The organism is Candidatus Lernaella stagnicola, from assembly GCA_030765525.1.
Taxonomy (GTDB): Bacteria; Lernaellota; Lernaellaia; order Lernaellales; family Lernaellaceae; genus Lernaella; species Lernaella stagnicola.
In genome coordinates, this window is record JAVCCK010000008.1 from 29,738 (window position 1) to 50,452 (window position 20,715).

Consider the following 20,715-nt stretch of genomic DNA (forward strand, 5'->3'; position numbering starts at 1 on the left):
CAAGTAGAAGCTCTAAGACCGGTTACTATAACGCCCGATTAGGCTTTTCGCCAGACCTCGTTGCGCGGTCGATCGGGGACCCTCCTGCGCGCCGCGCACCCCGTTGAACGGGGGCGTCACGCGGTTTGTTTTTCACTTCCTTTTCAACAGCCTCCGAAAGATGGACGGCTTCTTTTTACGCAGCGCGCGGCGAATTTGGGGCAGGGCGGCTTCGGCGGCTTCCCGTCCCCCGGCGATGATTTTTTCCGCCGCGGTGAAGTCGGCCCAGTGATGCTCGCCGACCGCGGGCGTGATCACAACGTCGGCCTCGCTCACCTGAAGCGAGATCAGTATCTTCTTGGTGATCTCGTGCGTCCGGAAATACACTTCCAACGCCCGTTTCAGTTCCGCCGGGTGCATCGCGTCATGGGAAACGTTGACCGCAATGACGATATCCGCGCCCATCTCGCGGGCCACGCCGACCGGTACCATGTTGACGACGCCGCCGTCGATGTACTCCGCGTCACCGAGCTTGATCGGCGGAAACGCGCCCGGGATCGCGCTCGAGGCGGCGACCGCGTCAATGACCGAGCCCTTGCGAAAAACGTGTTGGACCCCGCCGACCATTTCGCACGCGATCACGCCGAGTGGGATGTGCAGGCTGCGAATATCGCGGTCGTCAATGAAAGGCTTCAGAAGTGAGTACAAGTCTTCGCGGTCCAAATACGATAGGCGCGTGACCTGGCTGCCCAACGCGATGCCTTTGCGCAAGCGCGAGACGACGGCGTCGAGGAATCCCATGTCCTCTTCCGCCCCGCGACGCAGGTCGTGGATGCGCGAATTGGTGAACTCGGGGCTGGAATAGAAGCGCACGACGCGCTCCACGATTTTGTCGATGTGCGGCCGCGCCGCGTAAACCGCGCCCACTAAGCTGCCCATGCTCGTCCCGGCGATCAGGTCGACGGGTATCCGTTCGCGTTCCAACACTTGGAGCACGCCTAGATGGGCCAGGCCGCGCGCGGCTCCGCCCCCCAAAGCCAAACCGATTTTTACGCGTTTACTCATTTTCCGCCGAGTATTCTGTCGACCGGGATGCCCCATTCAGCGGCCGTCACGTCGCCGATGCCGACGAGCCGCCACGTCGAGCCGTCTTTCGCCAGGGTTAGTTCCACGTTTTGCCGGTAAGCCGTCGGTCGCGACGGCGGTCCTTGTTTCGAAATCGTCTCGGCCACGGTGGCGTCGACACGCACGTGACATCGGAACGTTGCCTTCTCGCCGTCGACCTCGACGTCCGGTTGGATCAATTTGATGTCGACCTGCTTGTAGCGCTCCCGGCTGTAGTCGAGCAACATCATCCATTCCTCGGCACCCAAGCCCAGTAAGTCTTGAAACTGAGGATGGAAGAACGCCTTCACCGCGTCGCGGTCCTCGTTCTCGATCGCCGTAATGGCCGCCACGACGGCCGCTTCTACTTTTGCCTCGGGGCGCAGGTAACAATGGTGGACGACGGCGCCAACCACGAGCAGCAACACAGCGATGGCAATCCAGCGTTTCATCATGACTCCCTTTCGGTCGTCGCGTTCCCGGCGCCGCGGAACACGCAGCCCTTACTGCAACCGCGATTTGCGCTTGCGCTTCAGGCCGATCAACGTGCCGTCCTCGCCGCCCAGCACCACCAACAATTTATGGCGGCATTGCGGGCAGAGCGTCAGGTCTATTTCCATATGAACTTGGTTCTCCAAGGTTTCCTCATCCATTTTCGCGGTCTCCTCGACGAGCTTCGCCAAACTCTCATCGCGCGCCGACGCCGGCAGAAAGCCGTCCCAGACGGACGTGATTTCCACAAAGGCGTGGTATTTGGTCGCGCCCAGCGGCAATTCCCGCCCACAGCGGTCGCAGGTTGTGGCCAGTTGCTTTGGGTTCACGGAGTTTCCTCGGTCAGTGTTTCCACCAAGGCAATGTGCAAATCGCGCCGGTCGCCGTCAAGAATCGTTCGCGGATCAAGCAACAGGCGATCGCGTTCGATGCGCGCAATGACCGGTACGGCGCGAGCCCGCAATCGAGACGCCACCCGGTCGACCGACAAATGCTTCGGCGCAATCGCGACCACCGGACCCGCCAATTCGGCAAAGGGCAGGGCGCCGCCGCCCACTTGCCCGTGGGATTTTACGACGCTCACCTTCGCGTGCTTGCCGAGAGCCGCGGCCAGCGCCTGGGCAATCGTACGCGCGCGTCGGCGCAACGTTTCGTTCTTCGCGCCCAGCATGCGCAGGGTCGGAATCTCCCGCATGGCGCGTTGCGGATCGCGGTACAACTGCAACGTGGCTTCCAAGGCGGCCAACGTCATTTTGTCGACGCGCAGGGCTCGGTGCAGCGGATTCTCGGCGATCGTCCCAATGATCTTCTTGCCGCCGAGCAACACCCCGGCTTGGGGACCACCCAGCAGCTTGTCGCCGCTGAACGTGACCAAGTCGAGCCCTTCCTGCAGCGCTTCGGCCACCGTGGGCTCGTGCGGCAACCCCAAACTCGCGGTGTTGAGCATCGAGCCGCTGCCTAAATCCTCGAAAGCCAGCAGCCCGCGCGCGTGGGCCAGCGTCGCCAAATCCGCGCCCGATACGCTCTCGGTAAATCCAAGAATGTGATAGTTGCTCGTGTGAACCTTCAGCAGCACCGCCGTGTGTTCGCCGATGGCCTGCTCGAAATCTTTGCGATGCGTGCGGTTGGTCGTGCCCACTTCCACCAGGCGCGCGCCGCTTTCCGCCAACACCGCGGGAATCCGAAAACTGCCGCCGATTTCCACCAATTCACCACGGCTCACCACGACTTCCCGGCCTCGGGCGAAGGCCGAAAGCGCCAGCATGACAGCCGCCGCGTTGTTGTTGACCACCAGCGCGGCCTCGGCGCCGGTCAACTCGCACAGGAGCTCCTCGACCAAAGCATATCGGCTGCCGCGCCGGCCCGCAGCCAAGTCGTACTCGAGGTTGGAGTACCCTTTCGCCGCCGTCACGACGGCCTCGATGGCCGTTTTGGCCAGTGGCGAGCGACCCAGGTTCGTGTGCACCACGACGCCGGTGGCGTTGATCACCCGCTTGAGCTTCGGCGCGGCCATCGCGCACGCCCGCTGTTGCACACCGGCCGCGATGTCCGCCTCGGTGATCTCGATCGCGAGGTCGTTTTTCAGCCGTTCGCGCGCGGCGTCGATTTCGGCGCGCAGTGCATCCACGACCAGGGAGCGCGGAAGGTGTTCAACCATCGCTGCCACGTCGGGGTGGTGAATCAAATCGCCGACCGCCGGCAGGGCGCGAAGCTTATCGGACAACGCTTTGTTCGTCATGGCGCTGACTATACGGAACCCAGCGCCCACGGGGCAAGGCCGGTTCTTTTCCGTTTCTGGCTTTCCGGAGAATCATTGGCTATGGTACATAGGGTACAAGCAATTCCACTTCAACCGACTATTGGAGCCGTGACATGAGCGTAGCGGATAAACTTCGGGAACTGGCCGAAAAAGTGCCCGGCGTCGCTGAGTTTCTGGAGCGCGAAGACCTTCGCGAACAAGATAAACTCGTGCGCGATTACGCGGCCGACCAAATGACGAAAATCAAGGACGGCATTACGGGAATCAAGAAAGTGCTGCTGGAGAAGATGCAACTGAGCCTGTTGGACGATTTCGATCGCCTGGGCCAGATCATCGGCCGGCTGCGCGAGTCGCATCGCTTCGCCGCCTATGGCTACGCCGGTGCGTTCGATCGCAAGAAAATCAACGAGCCGGAACTGCAGGACATGCTCGACAAGGACCTCGAAATCCTCGATACCGTCGAGCAACTCGTGGGGGATTGCGGCGACTTGTGCGCCTCGGTCACCGACGAGGACGGCGCAAAAACCGCCCTGGCTAGTCTGCGGGTGGAAATCAAAAAACTCGAAGCGCTGATCGAATCGCGCCGCGCCATTGCCGGCCGAACCGGCTTGTAGGAGGCGACCATGGCCCTCTTGGAAATCATCGAGTATCAAGACCCTTCGGGCAAGGAAATCTGCCACAAAATCCCGGAGCACGGCAGCACCGAAACCCGGTTGGGCAGTCAACTCGTCGTACGGGAATACCAAAAAGCGGTCTTCTTCCGCGACGGCAAAGGGCTCGACGTCTTCGGACCCGGCCGCCACACGCTGACGACCGAAAACCTGCCCCTGTTGGCCGGGCTGATCGGCACGCTCTTCGACGGCGGCAAAAGCCCCTTCCGCACGGAAGTCATCTTCGTCGGGCAAAACGTCTTCAACGATTTGAAGTGGGGCACCAAAGAACCCGTCCCCTTCAAAGATTCCGAATTGGGATACGTGCAGTTGCGGGCCTTCGGCAGCTACACCATGCGTGTGGCCGACCCCTTGCTTTTCGTCAACACACTCGTAGCCGGGCGCGGCCGTTACGGCACCGCCGATATCGCCAATTTCCTGCGGGATATTATCATCTCGCGGCTTAACGACATCCTCGGCGAAGCCTTGGATACCGTCTTTTTGCTCGCCGCGCTTTACGACGAACTCGCCGCTGCGGCCAAGGTTCGCATGGGCGAGGATTTCGCCAAGTTCGGCCTGGAACTGATGGATTTTTACATCAACGCCATCACGCCGCCCGAAGAAGTGCAGAAGGCGATCAACGAGCGCGCCAGCATGGGCGCCTTGGGCGATATGGGTAAGTACTCCCAATACCAAGCAGCCAAGGCGATGCGCGAGGCGGCGAACAATCCCGGCGAAGCCGGCGGCGCCATGTCGACCGGGCTCGGCGCGGGCCTGGGCATGATGATGCCGCAAATGATGGCCGACGCCATGCGCCGCGAGCAGGAAGGCAAAGGCGAGGGCGCTCAGCCGGCGGCCCCCGTGGGAGTGCCCACCATCGCCGAGCGCCTGACCAAACTCAAAGGCCTCCTCGACCAAGGCCTGATCGATCAAGCCGACTTCGACGCCAAGAAAAAGGAAATCCTCTCCGAGATCTAAACAGAGATCTGAACGAGGCGTGCCGGGCGCGCGGCGTTGTTGGTATAGACGCCTTAAAAAACGGTTGCCCCGCCGAAGCGGGGCAGAGCCTACGGTCCGAAGACCTTGTTGGGAAAAGTCTCCCAAATTCAGTATGATTACGAAATGATATTGACACTCTTCTCATAGTCTGTCAATCAAAACTTTGTCGGTTTTTTTACGCCTGCGATAAACACACCAAATTGCCGATTTTCTATGACAAGTTCTCAAAGGAGTCTCCGATGGACTATATTCTCGGTTTGGATTTGGGGGAAACTTCACTCGGTTGGGCGGTAATCAAAGTTGTGGACGGGCAGCCGGCCGGCCTCATTGATGCCGGGTCCCGAGTGTTTCCACCGATCGTGGATCGCTCGGCAAACCTGAGCAATCCGAAAATCAAAAACGCCGATCGTCGCATGCATCGCGGCGCACGCCGTGTATTAGCGCGAAGGGTTTCGCGGCGTGAATCGCTGCAGAGCGCGTTGAGCGATGCGGGCTTGCTGCCGGAATCTGAAAAAGAGCGGGCTCAACTTTTCGCCGCTGTAAATCCATACGAAGCACGAGCCAAGGCGCTGGATGAAAAACTGCCGCCTCACGAATTGGGGCGCGCGCTATACCACTTGGCGCAGCATCGCGGTTTCAAGTCGAACCGCAAAGAAGAAAGCAGCGACGACAAGGAGCAAGGAAAGGTTGCCAAAGAGATCGGAACGCTTCAGGCGCTGATCACCGAAGCCGCTTGTCGTACGCTCGGAGAATTCTTGTGGCGTCTCGGGCGCGATTCCCGGCGTTTGGAGTACGGTGAGACAAGGTTGCGCAACCGTCGCTTCAGCCGCGACATGGTTGAAGCGGAGTTTGACGCCGTCTGGCAGGCGCAGCAGGCGCACCATCCGGCCTTGCTGACGGAGAAACTTCGCGCGCGCCTCCACAACAACATTTTCTTCCAGCGCGATTTCGCCATCAGTGACGAGCGCCGTGCCGCTTTGCCCAAACGTGCCAACGCCCTGCGCGCGCCACAACTCAAAGCCTGCTCGCTCATTCCGGACGAGAAACGTTGCGGCGCCGGCGAATGGATCGCCCAGCAATTCCGCATTTGGAAAGAGGTCAACAATCTGCGCGTCATGGAAGGGCATCATGCGGAACGTCCGCTGACCGTCGAGGAAGCCGCCAAGCTCGTGGCGGGTTTGATCCGCCAGAAAAAAATGACATTCGGCAGGATGAAGACAATTCTCGGCTTTGCGAAGGACTCCCATTTCAACCTCGAGGCCGGCGGGCGCAAAGATCTCGACGGCAATACGGTGGAAGCTGCGCTCGCTACCGCGTTCGGCAAAGCGTGGGATGCGCTCGATGAGGAAACGAAACACGAGCGCCGCAGCCTGCTCACGCACGAGGAAAGCCCGGAAAAACTAGCCGAGGTGGCCCGGCAATGGGGCTTGGATGATGAGGCGGCCGAGAAGCTCGCCAAGTTCAAGCCGAAAGGCTCGTACCTGCGATACTCCGCCAAGGCGATGGAAATTCTGCTGCCTTACGTGGAAGCGGGGCTGATGGAATATGACGCCATCGTGCAAGCGACCGAAGACGGCAAGTTGCCGCATAGCGAGGAAACCGACCCCGTGGACCGCTTGCCCGGACCGCCGGATTTGCCCAACCCCAATGTTATGCGCTGTCTGCACGAAACGCGAAAAGTCGTCAACGCGCTCTTGGCGATGTACGGAAAACCGATGCGTATCGTCGTCGAATTGGCGCGCGACCTTAAAGCTTCGGGAGCCGAGCGTGAAGCCGCCGTGCGGCGAATGCGTGACAACGAGAAGTTAAATAGGCAGGCAAGGGAGTTCTTCGCCGACCACGGAAACCCGGAACCCAGCAATACCGACCTCATCCGCTACCGTCTCTGGCAGGAACAGGAGTGCGAGTGCCCCTACAGCGGCCGGACGATCACCGCCGATCACTTACTATCTCACTACAACGTGCTGGAGATCGACCACATTCTGCCGTACTCGCTATCGCTGGATGACTCCCTGCAAAACAAAGTGCTTTGCTTCACCGACGCCAACCGCGATAAGGGCCAACGCACTCCCTTCCAATGGAAGGGCGGGCCGGACAGCGAAGCCTACGAGGAAATGATCACCCGCGTGAGACGCTACTACCACTACAACCGCGGCAAGTTGCTTAAGTTCCAGCGAGCGGAAATCGACGTGGAAGAAGTCATCCAGCAAAAACTCGTTGACACGCGCTACGCGAGTAGGGAAGTGAAAACATTCCTCGCGCTGCTCTATCCACCCGCCGAGCGCGTCGGCGAAAAACGCGTTCAAGCCAGTCCGGGCCGCGTGACGGCCATCCTGCGATATCTCTGGGGCCTCAACACGATCCTCAACCCCGAGGGCGATAACGAAAAGAGTCGCCTCGACCATCGCCACCACACCGTCGACGCCGTCGTCATCGCCTGCACCGAGCGGCGATTCGTTAAAGCTTTGTCCGACGCCGCCAAGCGCGAACTGCGGCGTGACGAAATGCACGTGCCGCCGCCCTGGGAAGGGTTCCGAGGCGAGGTCGAAAGAGTCTTGTGCCGCCAGGTACGCACCTGGAATGTCGACGGCCGTGAAATCACCACCGAAGGCATCCTCGTTTCCCACCGGGCCGAACGAAAAATCGGCGGCGCGCTACACGAGGAAACCAGCTATGGACCCACGGCGGATCCCAAGGTCTTTACCAGCCGCGTCAAGGTCGAAAACCTCACCGGCGCGATGGTTGCGCGCATCCGAGACAAAACCATTCGCCGTATCGTCCGCGAGCACCTGCTCGCCCAGGACATTGACCCCGCCAAGAAAACCGGCGTGACACCCGCCAAAGCGTGGCAGACCATGCCCCAGTTGCCCGTATCCGCTGCCCGGCGTCGCAAGGACCCCACGTTGCCTGAATCCATCCCTATCCGAAAAGTGCGCGTCCTGAAAACGATCGACCGGCCGCTGCTGATGCCCGGACCCGACGGCGAGCCGTATCGCGCGGTGATTACCGGCAGCAACCACCACATGGAAATCGTCGAGGAAATCGACGCCAAGGGCCGCCGCAAGTGGGTTGGCATACCCGTCACGATGTTGGAGGCTGCCCGCCGCGCCCGCCGCGCGAACGAGCCCATCATCCAACGAGATCACGGCGAGAAGCGAAAATTCGTGATGTCGCTTTGTAAAGGGGAAGCGGTCTTTGTGGAAACGAATGGCGAGTTCAATCCGTACCGCGTTCAGAAGATGGATCAACAGGGTCGAGTATGGTTCCGCCGCTTGACTGACGCCGGACCCGTCGAACAAAAGAAGCTTCTGCAAAAAAATGTTGGGGCGTTAAGCGGAAAAATCTTTAAGATCGCCTTGGACGCTGTCGGTCGGGTGAAATCCTGTCATGATTAAGCGAACCGTCGAAGTTTCGACACCGGGATCGCACTTGCGCACCGAAAACGCTCACTTGGTTGTGTCGGTCAAGGGAGAGGATCAAGGCCGCGTGCCGTGGGAAGACCTCGGCCTGCTGATCCTCGATCAAACCCAATGCACCATCACGCAAGCCGCACTCGCCGCCGCGTCGCAAAACGGCGCGGTGGTCGCCGTATGCGGCCGCGATCACCACCCGTGCGGTTTCCTTTTGCCTCTGGCGGGCAACCAGTTGCACCCGGCGCGCCTGCGCCTGCAAATCGAGATGAACAAGCCGCTGGGCAAGCGTCTGTGGCGCCAACTGGTGCGCGCCAAACTGGCCGGGCAGGCGGCGATGTTGCCGGAGAAAAATGTGGCGCGCGTGCGTATTTCGCAACTCGCCAAAAACGTGCGGCTGGGAGATCCTGACAACAAAGAGGCGCAAGGCGCGCGTTTTTATTGGCCGGCGCTTTTCGGCAAAGCTTTTCGCCGGTCGCGCGAGGGGCCGCCGCCCAACAATCTGCTTAACTTCGGTTACATGGTGCTGCGCGCCGCCACCGCCAGGGCGATCGTTAGCGCGGGCTTGCACCCGGCGCTCGGCATCGAGCATTCGCATCGCAACAACGCGTTTGCGCTGGCGGACGATCTGCTCGAACCGTATCGACCCTTCGTCGACGAACGCGTGTTGTTTATGTGGCGGCAGGGGCACGCCCTGGTCAAAAAGGAAACCAAGCGGCAGTTATACAGCCTGCTGGCCACGCCCATCGCCACGGCCCGCGGGCAAAGCCCACTGACGGTGGCGTTGGATCGCACGGCGACCTCGTTTGTCGATTGCCTGCGCGGCGAGAACAACGCGCTGGAATTGCCGGTGCGATGAGGGTATCGGGGTACCGGCTGATGTGGCTGATGGTGATGTTCGATCTACCGACCGATACGAAGGAGGCGAGGCGGGAGTATACTCGTTTTCGCAAGAAACTTATCAAGGAGGGCTTTCTCATGTTACAATTCTCGGTGTACGGCAGGCCGTGCCCGAGTGAGGAAAACGCCGAAGTGCATGCTGGTCGCGTGCAGGCCTCGTTGCCGCCGGAAGGCCATGTGCGCGTGCTGATGCTCACCGACAAGCAGTTCGGCCGGATGAAGGTTTTTTCCGGAAAAAAACGCGGCAAACTGGAGCACGCCCCCGCGCAATTGGAGTTTTTTTAGTGCTTTTTCACCTCCAAGTCGCCGAAATCGCCCGGGAATTGCTGCCGTCTATTGTAATCATACCGAATTCGGGAGCAATCCCCAACACAAAATCGCCGGTGGATCGTTTCTCGGAATTGTAATCATACCGAATTCGGGAGCAATCCCCAACTCGTGGGCGTAGTACACGGCGCCGCGCGTGATTGTAATCATACCGAATTCGGGAGCAATCCCCAACGGGCCGGCCGGGGGGGCCGTCTAAGTACGTATTGTAATCATACCGAATTCGGGAGCAATCCCCAACGGGAAACGCGCATGAACGTACCGATCGAAGATTGTAATCATACCGAATTCGGGAGCAATCCCCAACAAGGAATAATCAGGCCCGGCAAACGGCGTGATTGTAATCATACCGAATTCGGGAGCAATCCCCAACGGTGTTCCGATCTACGTGAGCAACAACCTGAATTGTAATCATACCGAATTCGGGAGCAATCCCCAACCGCGCCCGTGGTAGTCCGGCACACCAGAGTATTGTAATCATACCGAATTCGGGAGCAATCCCCAACCGTAGAATGCCTGGCCGGCTGAATGCGGGCATTGTAATCATACCGAATTCGGGAGCAATCCCCAACGTGACGCGGCCACGCTACGAACGACGATTTATTGTAATCATACCGAATTCGGGAGCAATCCCCAACCGAACAAAGGCGACCGACCCCACTCATATTATTGTAATCATACCGAATTCGGGAGCAATCCCCAACCTTGAAGGGCGAACGCTACGTTGAGTGAGGATTGTAATCATACCGAATTCGGGAGCAATCCCCAACAACATAATGCCAGACATCCGCGCTCGGTAAAATTGTAATCATACCGAATTCGGGAGCAATCCCCAACCGCCCCGCCGTAGAATTGACACAAATTGAAATTGTAATCATACCGAATTCGGGAGCAATCCCCAACTCGACAACGAGAACCATAACGGGGTCGTCAATTGTAATCATACCGAATTCGGGAGCAATCCCCAACTGTATTTGGGCAACGGCTCTGTTGGCTCTTATTGTAATCATACCGAATTCGGGAGCAATCCCCAACACAAAATCGCCGTCGGTCAAACCGGAGATATTGTAATCATACCGAATTCGGGAGCAATCCCCAACAATTTGAATCGGGTCGCCAGCGTTTTCGCATTGTAATCATACCGAATTCGGGAGCAATCCCCAACATATTACGGACAACGGTGATGCTTCCGGTATTGTAATCATACCGAATTCGGGAGCAATCCCCAACTAACCACCCAACTTGGCGACGTTGAACTTCATTGTAATCATACCGAATTCGGGAGCAATCCCCAACGGCCCCGTAGTGGCGACGATTCACGCCGCTATTGTAATCATACCGAATTCGGGAGCAATCCCCAACGATGTCAAATGAACACCAGACTTCAATTTCATTGTAATCATACCGAATTCGGGAGCAATCCCCAACGTAACCGCGCCAGTCGTGAAAGCGCAATCGATTGTAATCATACCGAATTCGGGAGCAATCCCCAACGTAGTGTCGCGAACCGTACCGTCAATTGAAAATTGTAATCATACCGAATTCGGGAGCAATCCCCAACAACCCCCGCGCCATCGTCATTTTTGGTCCTATTGTAATCATACCGAATTCGGGAGCAATCCCCAACGTAACAGGGGCAGTGCCAGTGCCAACAGTATTGTAATCATACCGAATTCGGGAGCAATCCCCAACGCAATTGCCGAAGGCGGGGCAAGTGGCGTCGATTGTAATCATACCGAATTCGGGAGCAATCCCCAACCAAGTGCTTCGAGCATGTGCGGCGGAATCATATTGTAATCATACCGAATTCGGGAGCAATCCCCAACATGACGCGACTCACCTCGCGCCTGGTTGTATTGTAATCATACCGAATTCGGGAGCAATCCCCAACATGACGCGACTCACCTCGCGCCTGGTTGTATTGTAATCATACCGAATTCGGGAGCAATCCCCAACATCGGCGCAGTCGGCCGCCGCCGCGGCGAGATTGTAATCATACCGAATTCGGGAGCAATCCCCAACAACACACACACAGTAGAGCCATCATAAAAATTGTAATCATACCGAATTCGGGAGCAATCCCCAACATATGCTGTACGTCAATGGGCGGAAGCATGATTGTAATCATACCGAATTCGGGAGCAATCCCCAATGTGTCGCGCCCGGGCGGGCGGAAAAGGCTGGCCGTGCGGGGAAGGTTTGCTATAATGCGGGGCGTCATTTCATCGGGTGATTTATGAAGCAGGGAGAAAAGCCGCATCTGTCGGTGATTGTGCCCGCGTACAACGAGGCCGAGCGCATCGGCATCACGTTGGGCGATTTGGAAGTCTATCTGCGCACCGTCGACTATGCGGCGGAGATCCTCGTCGTCAACGACGGCAGCCGCGACCAAACCGAGCAGGTCGTCCGCGAGCGCATGGGCGGGCAGGTGCCCCTGGAGTTGCTGTCCTACGGCGGCAACCGCGGCAAGGGGTTCGCCGTCAACTACGGCATCACGCGGGCGCGCGGCGCGTACCGCTTGTTTTTCGACGCCGACGGCTCGACGCCCATTGAGGAGGTCGAGAAGTTCTGGCCGCATTTTCAAAAAGGCTGCGAGGTCTGCCTGGGCTCGCGCGCGATGCGGGAATCGAACGTCGTGGTTCACCAGCCGTGGTATCGGGAAACCATGGGGCGCACCTTCAACCTCATGGTGCGGCTTCTGACGGTGCGCGGTTTTCACGACACGCAGTGCGGTTTCAAAGCGTTTTCGGAAAAAGCTGTGCGGGAAATTTTTGCTCGGCAACAACTTAACGGCTTCGGTTTCGATGTCGAACTGCTGTATATTGCGCAGAAGCACGGCCTGCGGGCGGTCGAAGTACCGGTCAAGTGGATCAACTCGCCCAGCAGTCGGGTGAGCCCGATTGGTGACGCAAGCCGTATGTTTTTGGAGTTGCTGAAAATTCGTTGGCTGGACTGGCAGGGAGCGTATCGGTAGACGCGATGACGATCAAATGGAGTTACTTGGGGCAAACCCCCTACGAGAAGGCATGGGCGCTGCAGCGGGAATTGCGGCAGCAGGTCATCGAACGCGGTGACAGCGACTACTTGCTGTTGATGTCGCACCCGCCGGTGGTGACGCGTGGCGTATCCGAACGAGGCGATCACGCCGGACTCGTGGAATCGCGCGAGCAACTGGAAGCGCACGGCATTTCCGTGGTCGACGTGGACCGCGGCGGTAAAACCACCTTTCACGGCCCCGACCAGTTGGTGGGGTATTTCATCTTCGATCTGCGACGCCGCCAAGTAAAGTTGCGGCAGTTCGTCACCCAGGTCGCAGCGGCGATTATCCGCGTGTTGGACTCGTACGGCGTGGACGGCGACTACCGGGAAGAAGACCCGGGCATTACGATCAACGGCCACAAGGTCGGCTTTCTGGGCTTCAGCGTGAAGCACAATGTGACGGCGCACGGCTTCGCGCTCAACATCGGGCGGGACATCAAGGGGTTCGAGTACATCGTGCCCTGCGGCCGGCTGGACCGAAACATCAGTTCGCTGGAAGGCGAGACCGGCCGGCGCTTTTCGATGTACGACGTCTACTGGCGCTGCGTGACGGCCGTGGGTTCGCACTTCGAGGAAACGCTCGAAGAGGTCTTCGTCGACGAAATGGTGCAGGGCTAACGCCGCAACCCAGGAGGGAGCGAAAGGCCGGTGTTCCAGAAGTATTACTGTTTGGCCGTCGTCCAGATTTTGCTGCTGGTGTTTGTCATGCCGCAGGTGCTGGGTTTTATCGGCGGCCTGATCGCCGGTCGAAAACTCCGCGACAAAACGTGGTATCTCGCCATCGGATTGGTGGCGCTAATGGACGTGGCCGTGATGATCGACAAGGGAGGCGTGCCCTTTCTTGTCGGGCATGCGATCAACATGTTTCTCTACACGCCGATGAAGCTGCACTGGCAATTGATCGTCGGCCTGCTGGGCGACGCGGCCCTCGTGTGGTCCTTTCACGGATCAATACGTTCAGGCATGAACCGGGCGATGCGGTTGGTTTCTCCGGCCGAAAAATCCAAGCAATAAGCGCGAGCAAATAGAAAAACGGCGAAAAGCGTGAAGTGCCTTTCGCCGTTTTGTTTTGGTCTCAGGGCCGTGTCGTAATTAGTCGGCTAATCCCAGCAGAGCTCGCACGGTTGCGTGATAGGTGCTCAGGTAGCCGCCCTTCCGCTGAATCACCATGTCTTGATCCAAGCAGGCGTACGCGGGGATGCTGATCGAACCGCCGTGCAGCGGGTAGGTGACATCCCAGTTGTGGTCGTCGAGCACCGGGAACTCGAGGCTGTAGAGCGTTGCCCAACCCAACAAGTCCTGTTGGCTGGGCGGATTCCCGGCGTTATTTTCGATGATCATCTGCAGGACAGTGAATCCCTCATCGGCGTAGACATCCATGAAGTCGGTTTGCAGTTTCGGCGTGTCCGTACGGCAGGGGCCGCACCAGAAGGCCGAGGTGTCGAGCAAGACGACGTCGCCTTCGTAGTCGTACAACGAAACGTTTTCACCGAACTGATTCGTCAGCGTGAAGTTCGGCATCTTGTTGCCGACGTTGTAACCCATCGAGGGCGTGCTGTCGTCGTCGTCATCATCATCGTCATCATCATCGTCGTCGTCATCGTCGTCGTCATCGCCGCCGGTGTCGTCATCGCCGCCGGTGTCGTCATCATCGTTGTCGTCATCATCGTCGCCGCATGTCGCGCCCATCGACGCGATGACGAATACGCCGATTAGTAATAGGGCTATTAGCCAAAACATCCTGGATTTCATTGTGTCTCCCTCTTCGAGTTCCCGGCGGAATCTCGCTTAGTCGATTCCCAACAGATCTCGTATCGTACCGTGGTTTGAATATAACGTATTGCCTTTGCGTTGGATCACCATCTGCTGATCCAAAGTTGTGTAATGCGGAACATAACCATTTCCCAAATTCCGGTCGACTTGCCAGTTTGCGTCGGCCAGCACGGGAAACGTTAGGTTGTATTTGCTTTTCCAATTCGATAGATCGCTGGTCGTGGGCGTGTCGCCGCCGTAATCTTCGCCCAGCAATTGCAGAACGATGAACCCGTCGCCGGTGTCTTTGTATTCCTGGTAGAAGTCGGTCTCCAGGCTCGGCGTGTCCTGCTGGCACGGGGGGCACCACATGGCCGAGGAATCCAGCAGCACTACCAGGCCGGCGTAATCGTACAGTTCGACTTCCGCGCCGTTGGAATCCGTCAGGCGGAAATTCGGAAGGCGGTCGCCAAGGTCGTAACCGTCGGGGATGTCGTCGTCGAAAGGATCGCCGCCCGAATCGTTATCATCGTCGTCGTCATCGCCACCGCCGCTGTTGAACGCGGCCAGGCAACCGACCAGTTCGGCGCAATCCGAAGCTGCCGCGACGCACTGACGCACATCAAGCGCAAAATACTCGAACATCGCCTCACATTGGTCGAAACCACTGATGCTGAGTTGGGCGGTCGCCGCCGGGCACTTCTCCAGCTTCTCGCAAAACTCTTGGCTTGCCGAAGGGGAGTCGCCGGACGTGTCGCTTTCGTCGCCGCTGCTACCGCATGCCGCGATCAACGAAACCGCCATCAGTAAGGCTATGATTGTTGTGGCCAGCACCGCACGCCGGGTCATATTGTCTCCTTCGATGTAGCCTTTTTCCGCTTCCGCCCCGTTGGGCTTGGCGGCCCGAGAAACCGAACACAGAAGTTAACAAACCCGAAACCCCTAGTCAACACATCGGTTTTGTCGGAAACGAATGCGAAGGCGTGTCAATAACACGAGAAGCGGGCTTTTCTTTGTCGGGTCATTGGTTTGGGATTGTCGTTTCAGCGCTGAGTGATTACTCTTACGCGTTCATCCAAACAAAATCGGAATCCAAAACGCCCGAGGCTGTGGATAACGTTGTGGAAAAGTCCGCGGTAAAAGGGACGCGTCGACCGCGCCGAGAAAAAGGCGTCGCCGAGGCTCTTTGGAGTGATTGTGTCTAAAATTCAACGGGTTAAGTCGTTAAATATAAATCAGAGCCTCATGAAAACGGGGTTAAAACGCGATTCTGAAAAACTATCCACAGACTGGTGGGGGATAAGGGGCACAGCATGCCGGAAATAGCCAGCGTAAACGGCGAAATCACAGCGATCGAAAAGGCCTTTGTTTCCATCAATGATCGTGGCTTCGTCTTCGGCGACGGCGTGTATGAAGTCATCGTCAGCTACCGCAACAAGCTCTTTTTGTTCGACGAGCACATCGAGCGTTTGCGTCGCAGCCTTCGATACGTGCGCATGGACTACGTCGACGTCGAGGACATCATCGCCCAAATCGAACGGGCGTTTGACGCCGCCGATATGCCGCGCGCCAAAGTGTATGTGCAGGTTACGCGTGGCGCGGCGCGCCGCAATCACGTTTTTCCGGACCCGCCGGTCAAGCCGAACGTCATCGTTACTGTTTCCGAGTTCCCGCCCGTTGATGAGAAACTCTTCGAGGACGGAATCGCCTGTCTGACCCGAGCCGATATCCGCTGGGGGCGCGTCGATATCAAGACGATCAACTTGTTGCCTAACTGCCTGGCCAAACAGGAGGCGTTGGATAACGGCTGTCTGGAGGCCATTCTCATCGGCGAAGACGGCGAGGTTCGCGAAGCGACCGCGGCCAACGTGTTTATCGTGCGCAAGGAAAAGGTCATCACCCATCCGGACAACGAGCGCATCCTTTGCGGCATCACCCGGAACGCCGTTCTCGCTCTGTGCCATAAGGCGGGCTACCAGGTAGAAGAGCGACCGGCGCCGTTGGAAGAGATGATGCTCGCCGACGAGGTCTTCCTGTCGGGTACTACCGCGGAAGTCATGCCGGTTGTGCGAGTCGACGACCAGCCGATCGGCAAGGCCAAGCCGGGCCCCGTGGCGGCGCGACTGCGGCAGCTCTTTCAAGCGTGGATCAACACGAGTTCCTGAAACGACACCCACAAAAAAACGCCCCGACATCCGCCGGGGCGTTGCTTTCTATGAGATGTGAGATTAGCGCTCCGTGATCAGGAAATCGATCCGCGTATTGCGCGCGAGGCCTTCGGGCGTGTCGTTGGACACGAGCGGCACCTGGTCGCCCATGCCGGCGGCCGTGAGGCGGTCGGCGGCGACGCCTTGCTTGAGCAGGTAGGTGCGCACCGTCGTGGCGCGAGAACCACTTAAGGATTCGGCGTTCGGCGTACCGGCCGCGACGTGCCCCTCGACATGCAGTTTGATGTTTTCGAACTCGCTCATCAACTTGGCGACATCGCGGAGTTGCTTCTTGTCAGCGTTGGTGAGTTTGGAGCTCCCGGGTCCGGCAAAGGTTAGCGGAGCGGGCAAAACGAGTTGGCTGTCAAAGAGCATCAAACCGCTCGGTTTCCGGACCAGCAGTACTTCGGGCACACCGTCTTGGTCCAAGAATCCGTTGACGGTTTCGGCTTCCAGTGGCGCACCGTCCGCGCCATCGGCGACGCCGTCACCGTCGGTATCGGCGCTTACCGGATTCGTTCGCAGGGCGCTGACTTCCTGCCCGTCCAGCAGGCCGTCGCCGTCGGTATCGGCGCGCAGCGGGTCGGTGCCGTGCAGGCGCAACTCGGCGGCGTCGGAAAGGCTATCGCCGTCGGTATCGGTTTTCAGCGGATCCGTCTTGTACTGTTTGACTTCCTCGCCATCGAGCAGACCGTCGCCGTCGCTATCCGATTTCATCGAGTTGGTTTTGTATTCGTGAATTTCCTCGTGGTTGTTCAGGCCGTCGCCATCGGTGTCCATATCCGCGCTGTCCGCCGCGCGTAATCCCGCCGGTGAGGGGGCGAGGGCGGGTTTGGGGCCGTAATCCAACGCCGGGTACGTGAACGAAACGCCCAGCATGCCGCGGTACTCCGGCGCGCCGATGCCATTGGTCAATCCGAAGCCGAAAGCCGTGAGGAAGTCGAGGCCCACGCCGGTGTAAAAGCGAGCGCCGAAGAGCCCTTCCAAGGGGTTGGCCGGATCGATTTCCTCGATGCCGTAATCCTGGGTTCGTCCGACCACTTCGGCGGTCAGGCCGATCCATTTCGCCGCGGCGACGTCGATTCCCAGACCGCCGAATACCTGCCCGGCGGGATCGAGGCCCGAGGGGCTGCCGAGGTATTCGTAGCCGACGTTGGCCACGATATTGACCGGGTCGAAACGTTTGTCCAAAAGCAGCGCGCCCGAGAAGCCCGTGGCTCCGTTGCCGGCGTAAATTTCCTCGTCCCCCGTAGCGACATGCGCGAGGGCGACCAAACCCAGCCCGATCCAGCCGGGCTTGTTGGGCAGAATACTGACCTTCGCGCCCGCGGTCGTGTCGCCGAGAGCGCCGGCGCTGGTGATGTCGGTTTCGGGCAGGCCGTCGATCATCACTTTGTCCATGTCTTGGCCCGCGGTGCGATAGTACGAACCGCCGACGAGCAGATCGAGATGGTCGAACAAGCCGAGCCCTGCGTAGAAATGCCCGGAAATGACCGAATCGACAGCGTTGATTTCGGTGCCCGAATCCTCGCCCTCGAAACGCACCGGCCCCTTGGCGTAGTTGCCGACGATACCCAGCGCGAACTGAGTGTGGGCAAGGGTGGTGCTGGCGTACATACTCAACAAGTTGTGTGGTCCAAGAGCCGGCGTGACGTTCTGGGCGTCGATGGCCGAGACCGCCGTGGCGCCGGCGAGAATCACCAAGAGAGCCAATACCGCAGCGCGTTTCATGGTTCTTCCCTTTCTCCGCTACGGACGCGGAGCCACAGTACGCTTCCCAACACGAATATCAGCAAAAAGACCCCGGCCCGATCGGGCACGCTTGTCGCGCCGCACTCGCCGCAGAGGTCTTCTTCGTCGTCGTGGTCGGTGTCCAAATTTATTTCGTCCACATCAAGGACTTGTTTGGCAAGCCCCCAGCCGCCGTTTTCATCCAAAACGGTTAGGGTGAGGATTGTTGCGCCACCGGAGGTGTAGGTGTGGGTGGTCTGCGGACCGAGGCCGGTGTAGCCGTCGCCGAAGTTCCAGAAGTAGCGGAGATCGGCCCCGTCTGGGTCGACGCTGTCGGCGGCGTCGAAGATCCACGTGATGCCGTCGTCGGACGAAGCCGAGAGCCTCGCCGCGGGCGCCAGGTTTTCGGCGTGCGGTTGCGCGGTGAACACGACGCGAACCTCGCCGCCCACTGCGGCCGGAATCGTCCCGCCGATGCCGTCGATTGTGGCTTTGGCGTAAAGCACTACTTGCCCGTCACTTCCGATGCCGAAATCCGCGATCGGTACGGCTTGGAGGGTGTCGCTGCGCACGATTTTATAGCCCGCGGGCGCGGGCGCGAGATAAAGCTCAAGATTCACCGTCGTTTGCTCGGGTAGGCCGTTGGTGACTTCCACCGTTGCCGATTGCGTATCCCCGTTGTTGTTGAGGTCGCGGCTCCAGAGGTTGCCGGCCGGTACGCTCTGTAGCGCTCCGGGTAGGTAGTTGAGCGACGTGACGTCGCCGTCCGCCAATTCGACGACGCGATAGCCGTCGTATTCCAACTTGCCGGTGTCGGGTGTCACGCCCGCCGTCGCCGTCGTCGTTTGCACGACGGTGAAATCATTCAACGCCAGCAGCGTGCCCACGGCGTTGCCGTCGCGGTCGGTGATCGCTTCGCCGGGACCGTAGGTCCAGATCTTGTCGGCATGGTAATTGGCGATGAACACGTGACTGACGTTGTAATCCAGGGCTAATTGCAGCAGCCGCACGCCGGTGTTGTACTGCTCGCTCTCGTTGGCGATACCGTCCTGCGTGTTTGAATCCCATTGCGGAGACTCCATGTTCCACGCCTCGGTTTCCAGCGAGTCCCAGGATTCGGTGCCGAAAGGACGATTGGCCGTGTAGGGGCCGCGCGGGTCGTGATGCATGAACAACAACGTGGTTTGACCGGCCGCATCGGCGACGGCCAGGTCTTCGGCAAGCCACGCCAGTTGCGCCTCGCTGAGAAAACCGCCCTTGTTATCGGCCGGCAGGGCCAGGATCAAGCGGCCGTACTGCCGCCGCGCCGCCGCGCCGTCGTAGCTGTTGAGGCAGACAAAATGGAACTCGTCCACATCGAAACTGTAATAGGGAGGGCCGAAAGACCGGGCGTAAAATTCCAGACCGTCTTCCTTAAGTTCGTTGCCGTTGAACCACGCGTAGCCGTCGTGGTTTCCCGGTTGCATGAACAGCGGCGTTTGCGTGTTCTGCACCACGCGCATGAAGTCGTCGTTTTCTCCGGCGTAATCGCCGCCCCAAACCAGATCACCGCCGAATACCGCGAAGTCGGGCCGCAGCAACGCCAACTCGTTCAGCACTTCTTGGCGCAGCAAATCGGCGGAGCGTCCGTCCAAGCCCGCGTTCGGGTAACGACGGTTGCTCAGTTCGTTGTCTTCATCCTGCCCAAAGGGATCCGCCGTTTTCGCGTTGGCTAAATGGACGAAGCGAATCGTGTTGCCGGGTTCTCGAACGCGCACCGCAGCGGGTTGGATGTCCGAAAACGCGGGGTTGGAAACATGAATGGCGAAAATATCGGTCGGCGTTTGCGCGGAAACCTGGCATCGCAACGTGTAGATGCCGACTTCGGCGTCGAACGTGACGCTGAGGATATCCAGGTCGTATTCCTGCCCGACGGCGTCGCCAACCGGCGCGTAATCGTCGAGTCGGTTGCGAAAGGCGGTAACGAGCCGAGCGCGCCACAACCCCACGTCTTCCAGAGCCTCTTCCGGTTCCTGGACTAATACCGTTAACGTCTGACCGCGCGTGACCAATGCCGGCAAGCCCACAACCGGGTACACGATTTTGGTTACCCGTCGCGGGATGGCGTTGGTACCTTGTTGGTAAGGAGACGCATATTCGAGCCCCGGGGCGCCGGCGATGTCATAGGGCCAGCCCATCAAGCTGACAAGACTGTCGGCTGCGGCCGGCGGCGTGAACGCCAAAAGGGCAAATGCAACCACTGTAAAAAGGCGCAAAAAACGTATCGGCATTGAGACTCCCGCCTAAGTGTCGCCACATTTGAACGGTTTGGGCACTATAGGATTGACGGCAAGCGAGTGTCAAGACGACGGGCGTTGGATTCCCCC

The 20,715-nt window shown here is 59.0% G+C and carries 17 protein-coding genes and 1 CRISPR repeat array; of the genes, 9 read left to right on the plus strand and 8 right to left on the minus strand.

Annotation, left to right across the window (positions count from 1 at the left end):
- Positions 1–132: 132 nt before the first annotated feature.
- From P9L99_03495 to selA, 4 genes are read right to left on the minus strand one after another with little or no spacing between them, the layout of a single operon-like run.
- Complete coding sequence (locus P9L99_03495; protein ID MDP8222398.1) at positions 133–1,044, minus strand: patatin-like phospholipase family protein; 912 nt, start codon at positions 1,042–1,044, stop codon at positions 133–135.
- Positions 1,041–1,535, minus strand: a complete 495-nt coding sequence (locus tag P9L99_03500; protein ID MDP8222399.1) for a hypothetical protein — start codon at positions 1,533–1,535, stop codon at positions 1,041–1,043. Before P9L99_03500 ends, P9L99_03495 begins: the two co-directional genes overlap by 4 nt.
- 51 nt (positions 1,536–1,586) lie before the next feature.
- The gene (locus P9L99_03505) at positions 1,587–1,904 is read right to left on the minus strand and encodes a hypothetical protein (GenBank protein ID MDP8222400.1); all 318 of its coding nucleotides are present in this window, start codon (positions 1,902–1,904) and stop codon (positions 1,587–1,589) included.
- Positions 1,901–3,298, minus strand: a complete 1,398-nt coding sequence (selA, locus tag P9L99_03510) for an L-seryl-tRNA(Sec) selenium transferase (GenBank protein ID MDP8222401.1) — start codon at positions 3,296–3,298, stop codon at positions 1,901–1,903. Before selA ends, P9L99_03505 begins: the two co-directional genes overlap by 4 nt.
- Positions 3,299–3,447: 149 nt before the next feature.
- On the opposite strand from selA, the gene P9L99_03515 reads away from it, so the two are divergent.
- The 8 genes from P9L99_03515 (at position 3,448) to P9L99_03550 (ending at position 13,673) form a co-directional block, all read left to right on the plus strand.
- On the plus strand, positions 3,448–3,948 hold the full coding sequence (locus P9L99_03515; protein ID MDP8222402.1) for a hypothetical protein: 501 nt from the start codon (positions 3,448–3,450) through the stop codon (positions 3,946–3,948).
- A 9-nt stretch (positions 3,949–3,957) separates the two neighbouring features.
- Positions 3,958–4,962 (plus strand): SPFH domain-containing protein, encoded by a 1,005-nt coding sequence (locus P9L99_03520; protein MDP8222403.1) that lies wholly within the window; start codon positions 3,958–3,960, stop codon positions 4,960–4,962.
- Positions 4,963–5,222: 260 nt separating this feature from the next.
- Entirely contained in the window at positions 5,223–8,378 is a 3,156-nt protein-coding gene (cas9, locus tag P9L99_03525) for a type II CRISPR RNA-guided endonuclease Cas9 (protein MDP8222404.1), read from the plus strand.
- The gene (gene cas1, locus P9L99_03530; GenBank protein ID MDP8222405.1) at positions 8,371–9,252 is read left to right on the plus strand and encodes a type II CRISPR-associated endonuclease Cas1; all 882 of its coding nucleotides are present in this window, start codon (positions 8,371–8,373) and stop codon (positions 9,250–9,252) included. The genes cas9 and cas1 overlap by 8 nt, the downstream gene beginning before the upstream one ends.
- Complete coding sequence (gene cas2 / locus P9L99_03535; protein MDP8222406.1) at positions 9,249–9,578, plus strand: CRISPR-associated endonuclease Cas2; 330 nt, start codon at positions 9,249–9,251, stop codon at positions 9,576–9,578. Before cas1 ends, cas2 begins: the two co-directional genes overlap by 4 nt.
- Positions 9,579–9,628: 50 nt before the next feature.
- Positions 9,629–11,773: a CRISPR direct-repeat array (repeat unit 36 nt; unit sequence ATTGTAATCATACCGAATTCGGGAGCAATCCCCAAC).
- Positions 11,774–11,856: 83 nt separating this feature from the next.
- Entirely contained in the window at positions 11,857–12,594 is a 738-nt protein-coding gene (locus P9L99_03540) for a glycosyltransferase family 2 protein (protein ID MDP8222407.1), read from the plus strand.
- A 5-nt stretch (positions 12,595–12,599) separates the two neighbouring features.
- A complete protein-coding gene (gene lipB / locus P9L99_03545; GenBank protein ID MDP8222408.1) occupies positions 12,600–13,277 on the plus strand; it encodes a lipoyl(octanoyl) transferase LipB in 678 nt (225 codons plus the stop codon).
- A 30-nt stretch (positions 13,278–13,307) separates the two neighbouring features.
- Positions 13,308–13,673, plus strand: coding sequence for a hypothetical protein (locus P9L99_03550; protein ID MDP8222409.1), 366 nt, complete (start codon positions 13,308–13,310; stop codon positions 13,671–13,673).
- A 78-nt stretch (positions 13,674–13,751) separates the two neighbouring features.
- Here the strand turns inward: P9L99_03550 and P9L99_03555 are convergent, their stop codons facing one another.
- Together P9L99_03555 and P9L99_03560 are read right to left on the minus strand one after the other, a co-directional pair.
- Complete coding sequence (locus tag P9L99_03555) at positions 13,752–14,411, minus strand: redoxin domain-containing protein (GenBank protein ID MDP8222410.1); 660 nt, start codon at positions 14,409–14,411, stop codon at positions 13,752–13,754.
- A gap of 36 nt (positions 14,412–14,447) precedes the next feature.
- Entirely contained in the window at positions 14,448–15,260 is an 813-nt protein-coding gene (locus P9L99_03560; protein MDP8222411.1) for a TlpA disulfide reductase family protein, read from the minus strand.
- 464 nt (positions 15,261–15,724) lie between these two features.
- On the opposite strand from P9L99_03560, the gene P9L99_03565 reads away from it, so the two are divergent.
- Entirely contained in the window at positions 15,725–16,576 is an 852-nt protein-coding gene (locus P9L99_03565) for a D-amino acid aminotransferase (protein ID MDP8222412.1), read from the plus strand.
- Between the two features lie 63 nt (positions 16,577–16,639).
- On the opposite strand, the gene P9L99_03570 is transcribed toward P9L99_03565, so the two are convergent.
- Together P9L99_03570 and P9L99_03575 are read right to left on the minus strand one after the other, a co-directional pair.
- Complete coding sequence (locus P9L99_03570) at positions 16,640–18,349, minus strand: OmpA family protein (protein MDP8222413.1); 1,710 nt, start codon at positions 18,347–18,349, stop codon at positions 16,640–16,642.
- Positions 18,346–20,619: a PKD domain-containing protein gene (locus P9L99_03575; GenBank protein MDP8222414.1), complete on the minus strand. Its 2,274-nt coding sequence runs from the start codon at positions 20,617–20,619 to the stop codon at positions 18,346–18,348. Before P9L99_03575 ends, P9L99_03570 begins: the two co-directional genes overlap by 4 nt.
- Positions 20,620–20,715 lie beyond the last annotated feature (96 nt).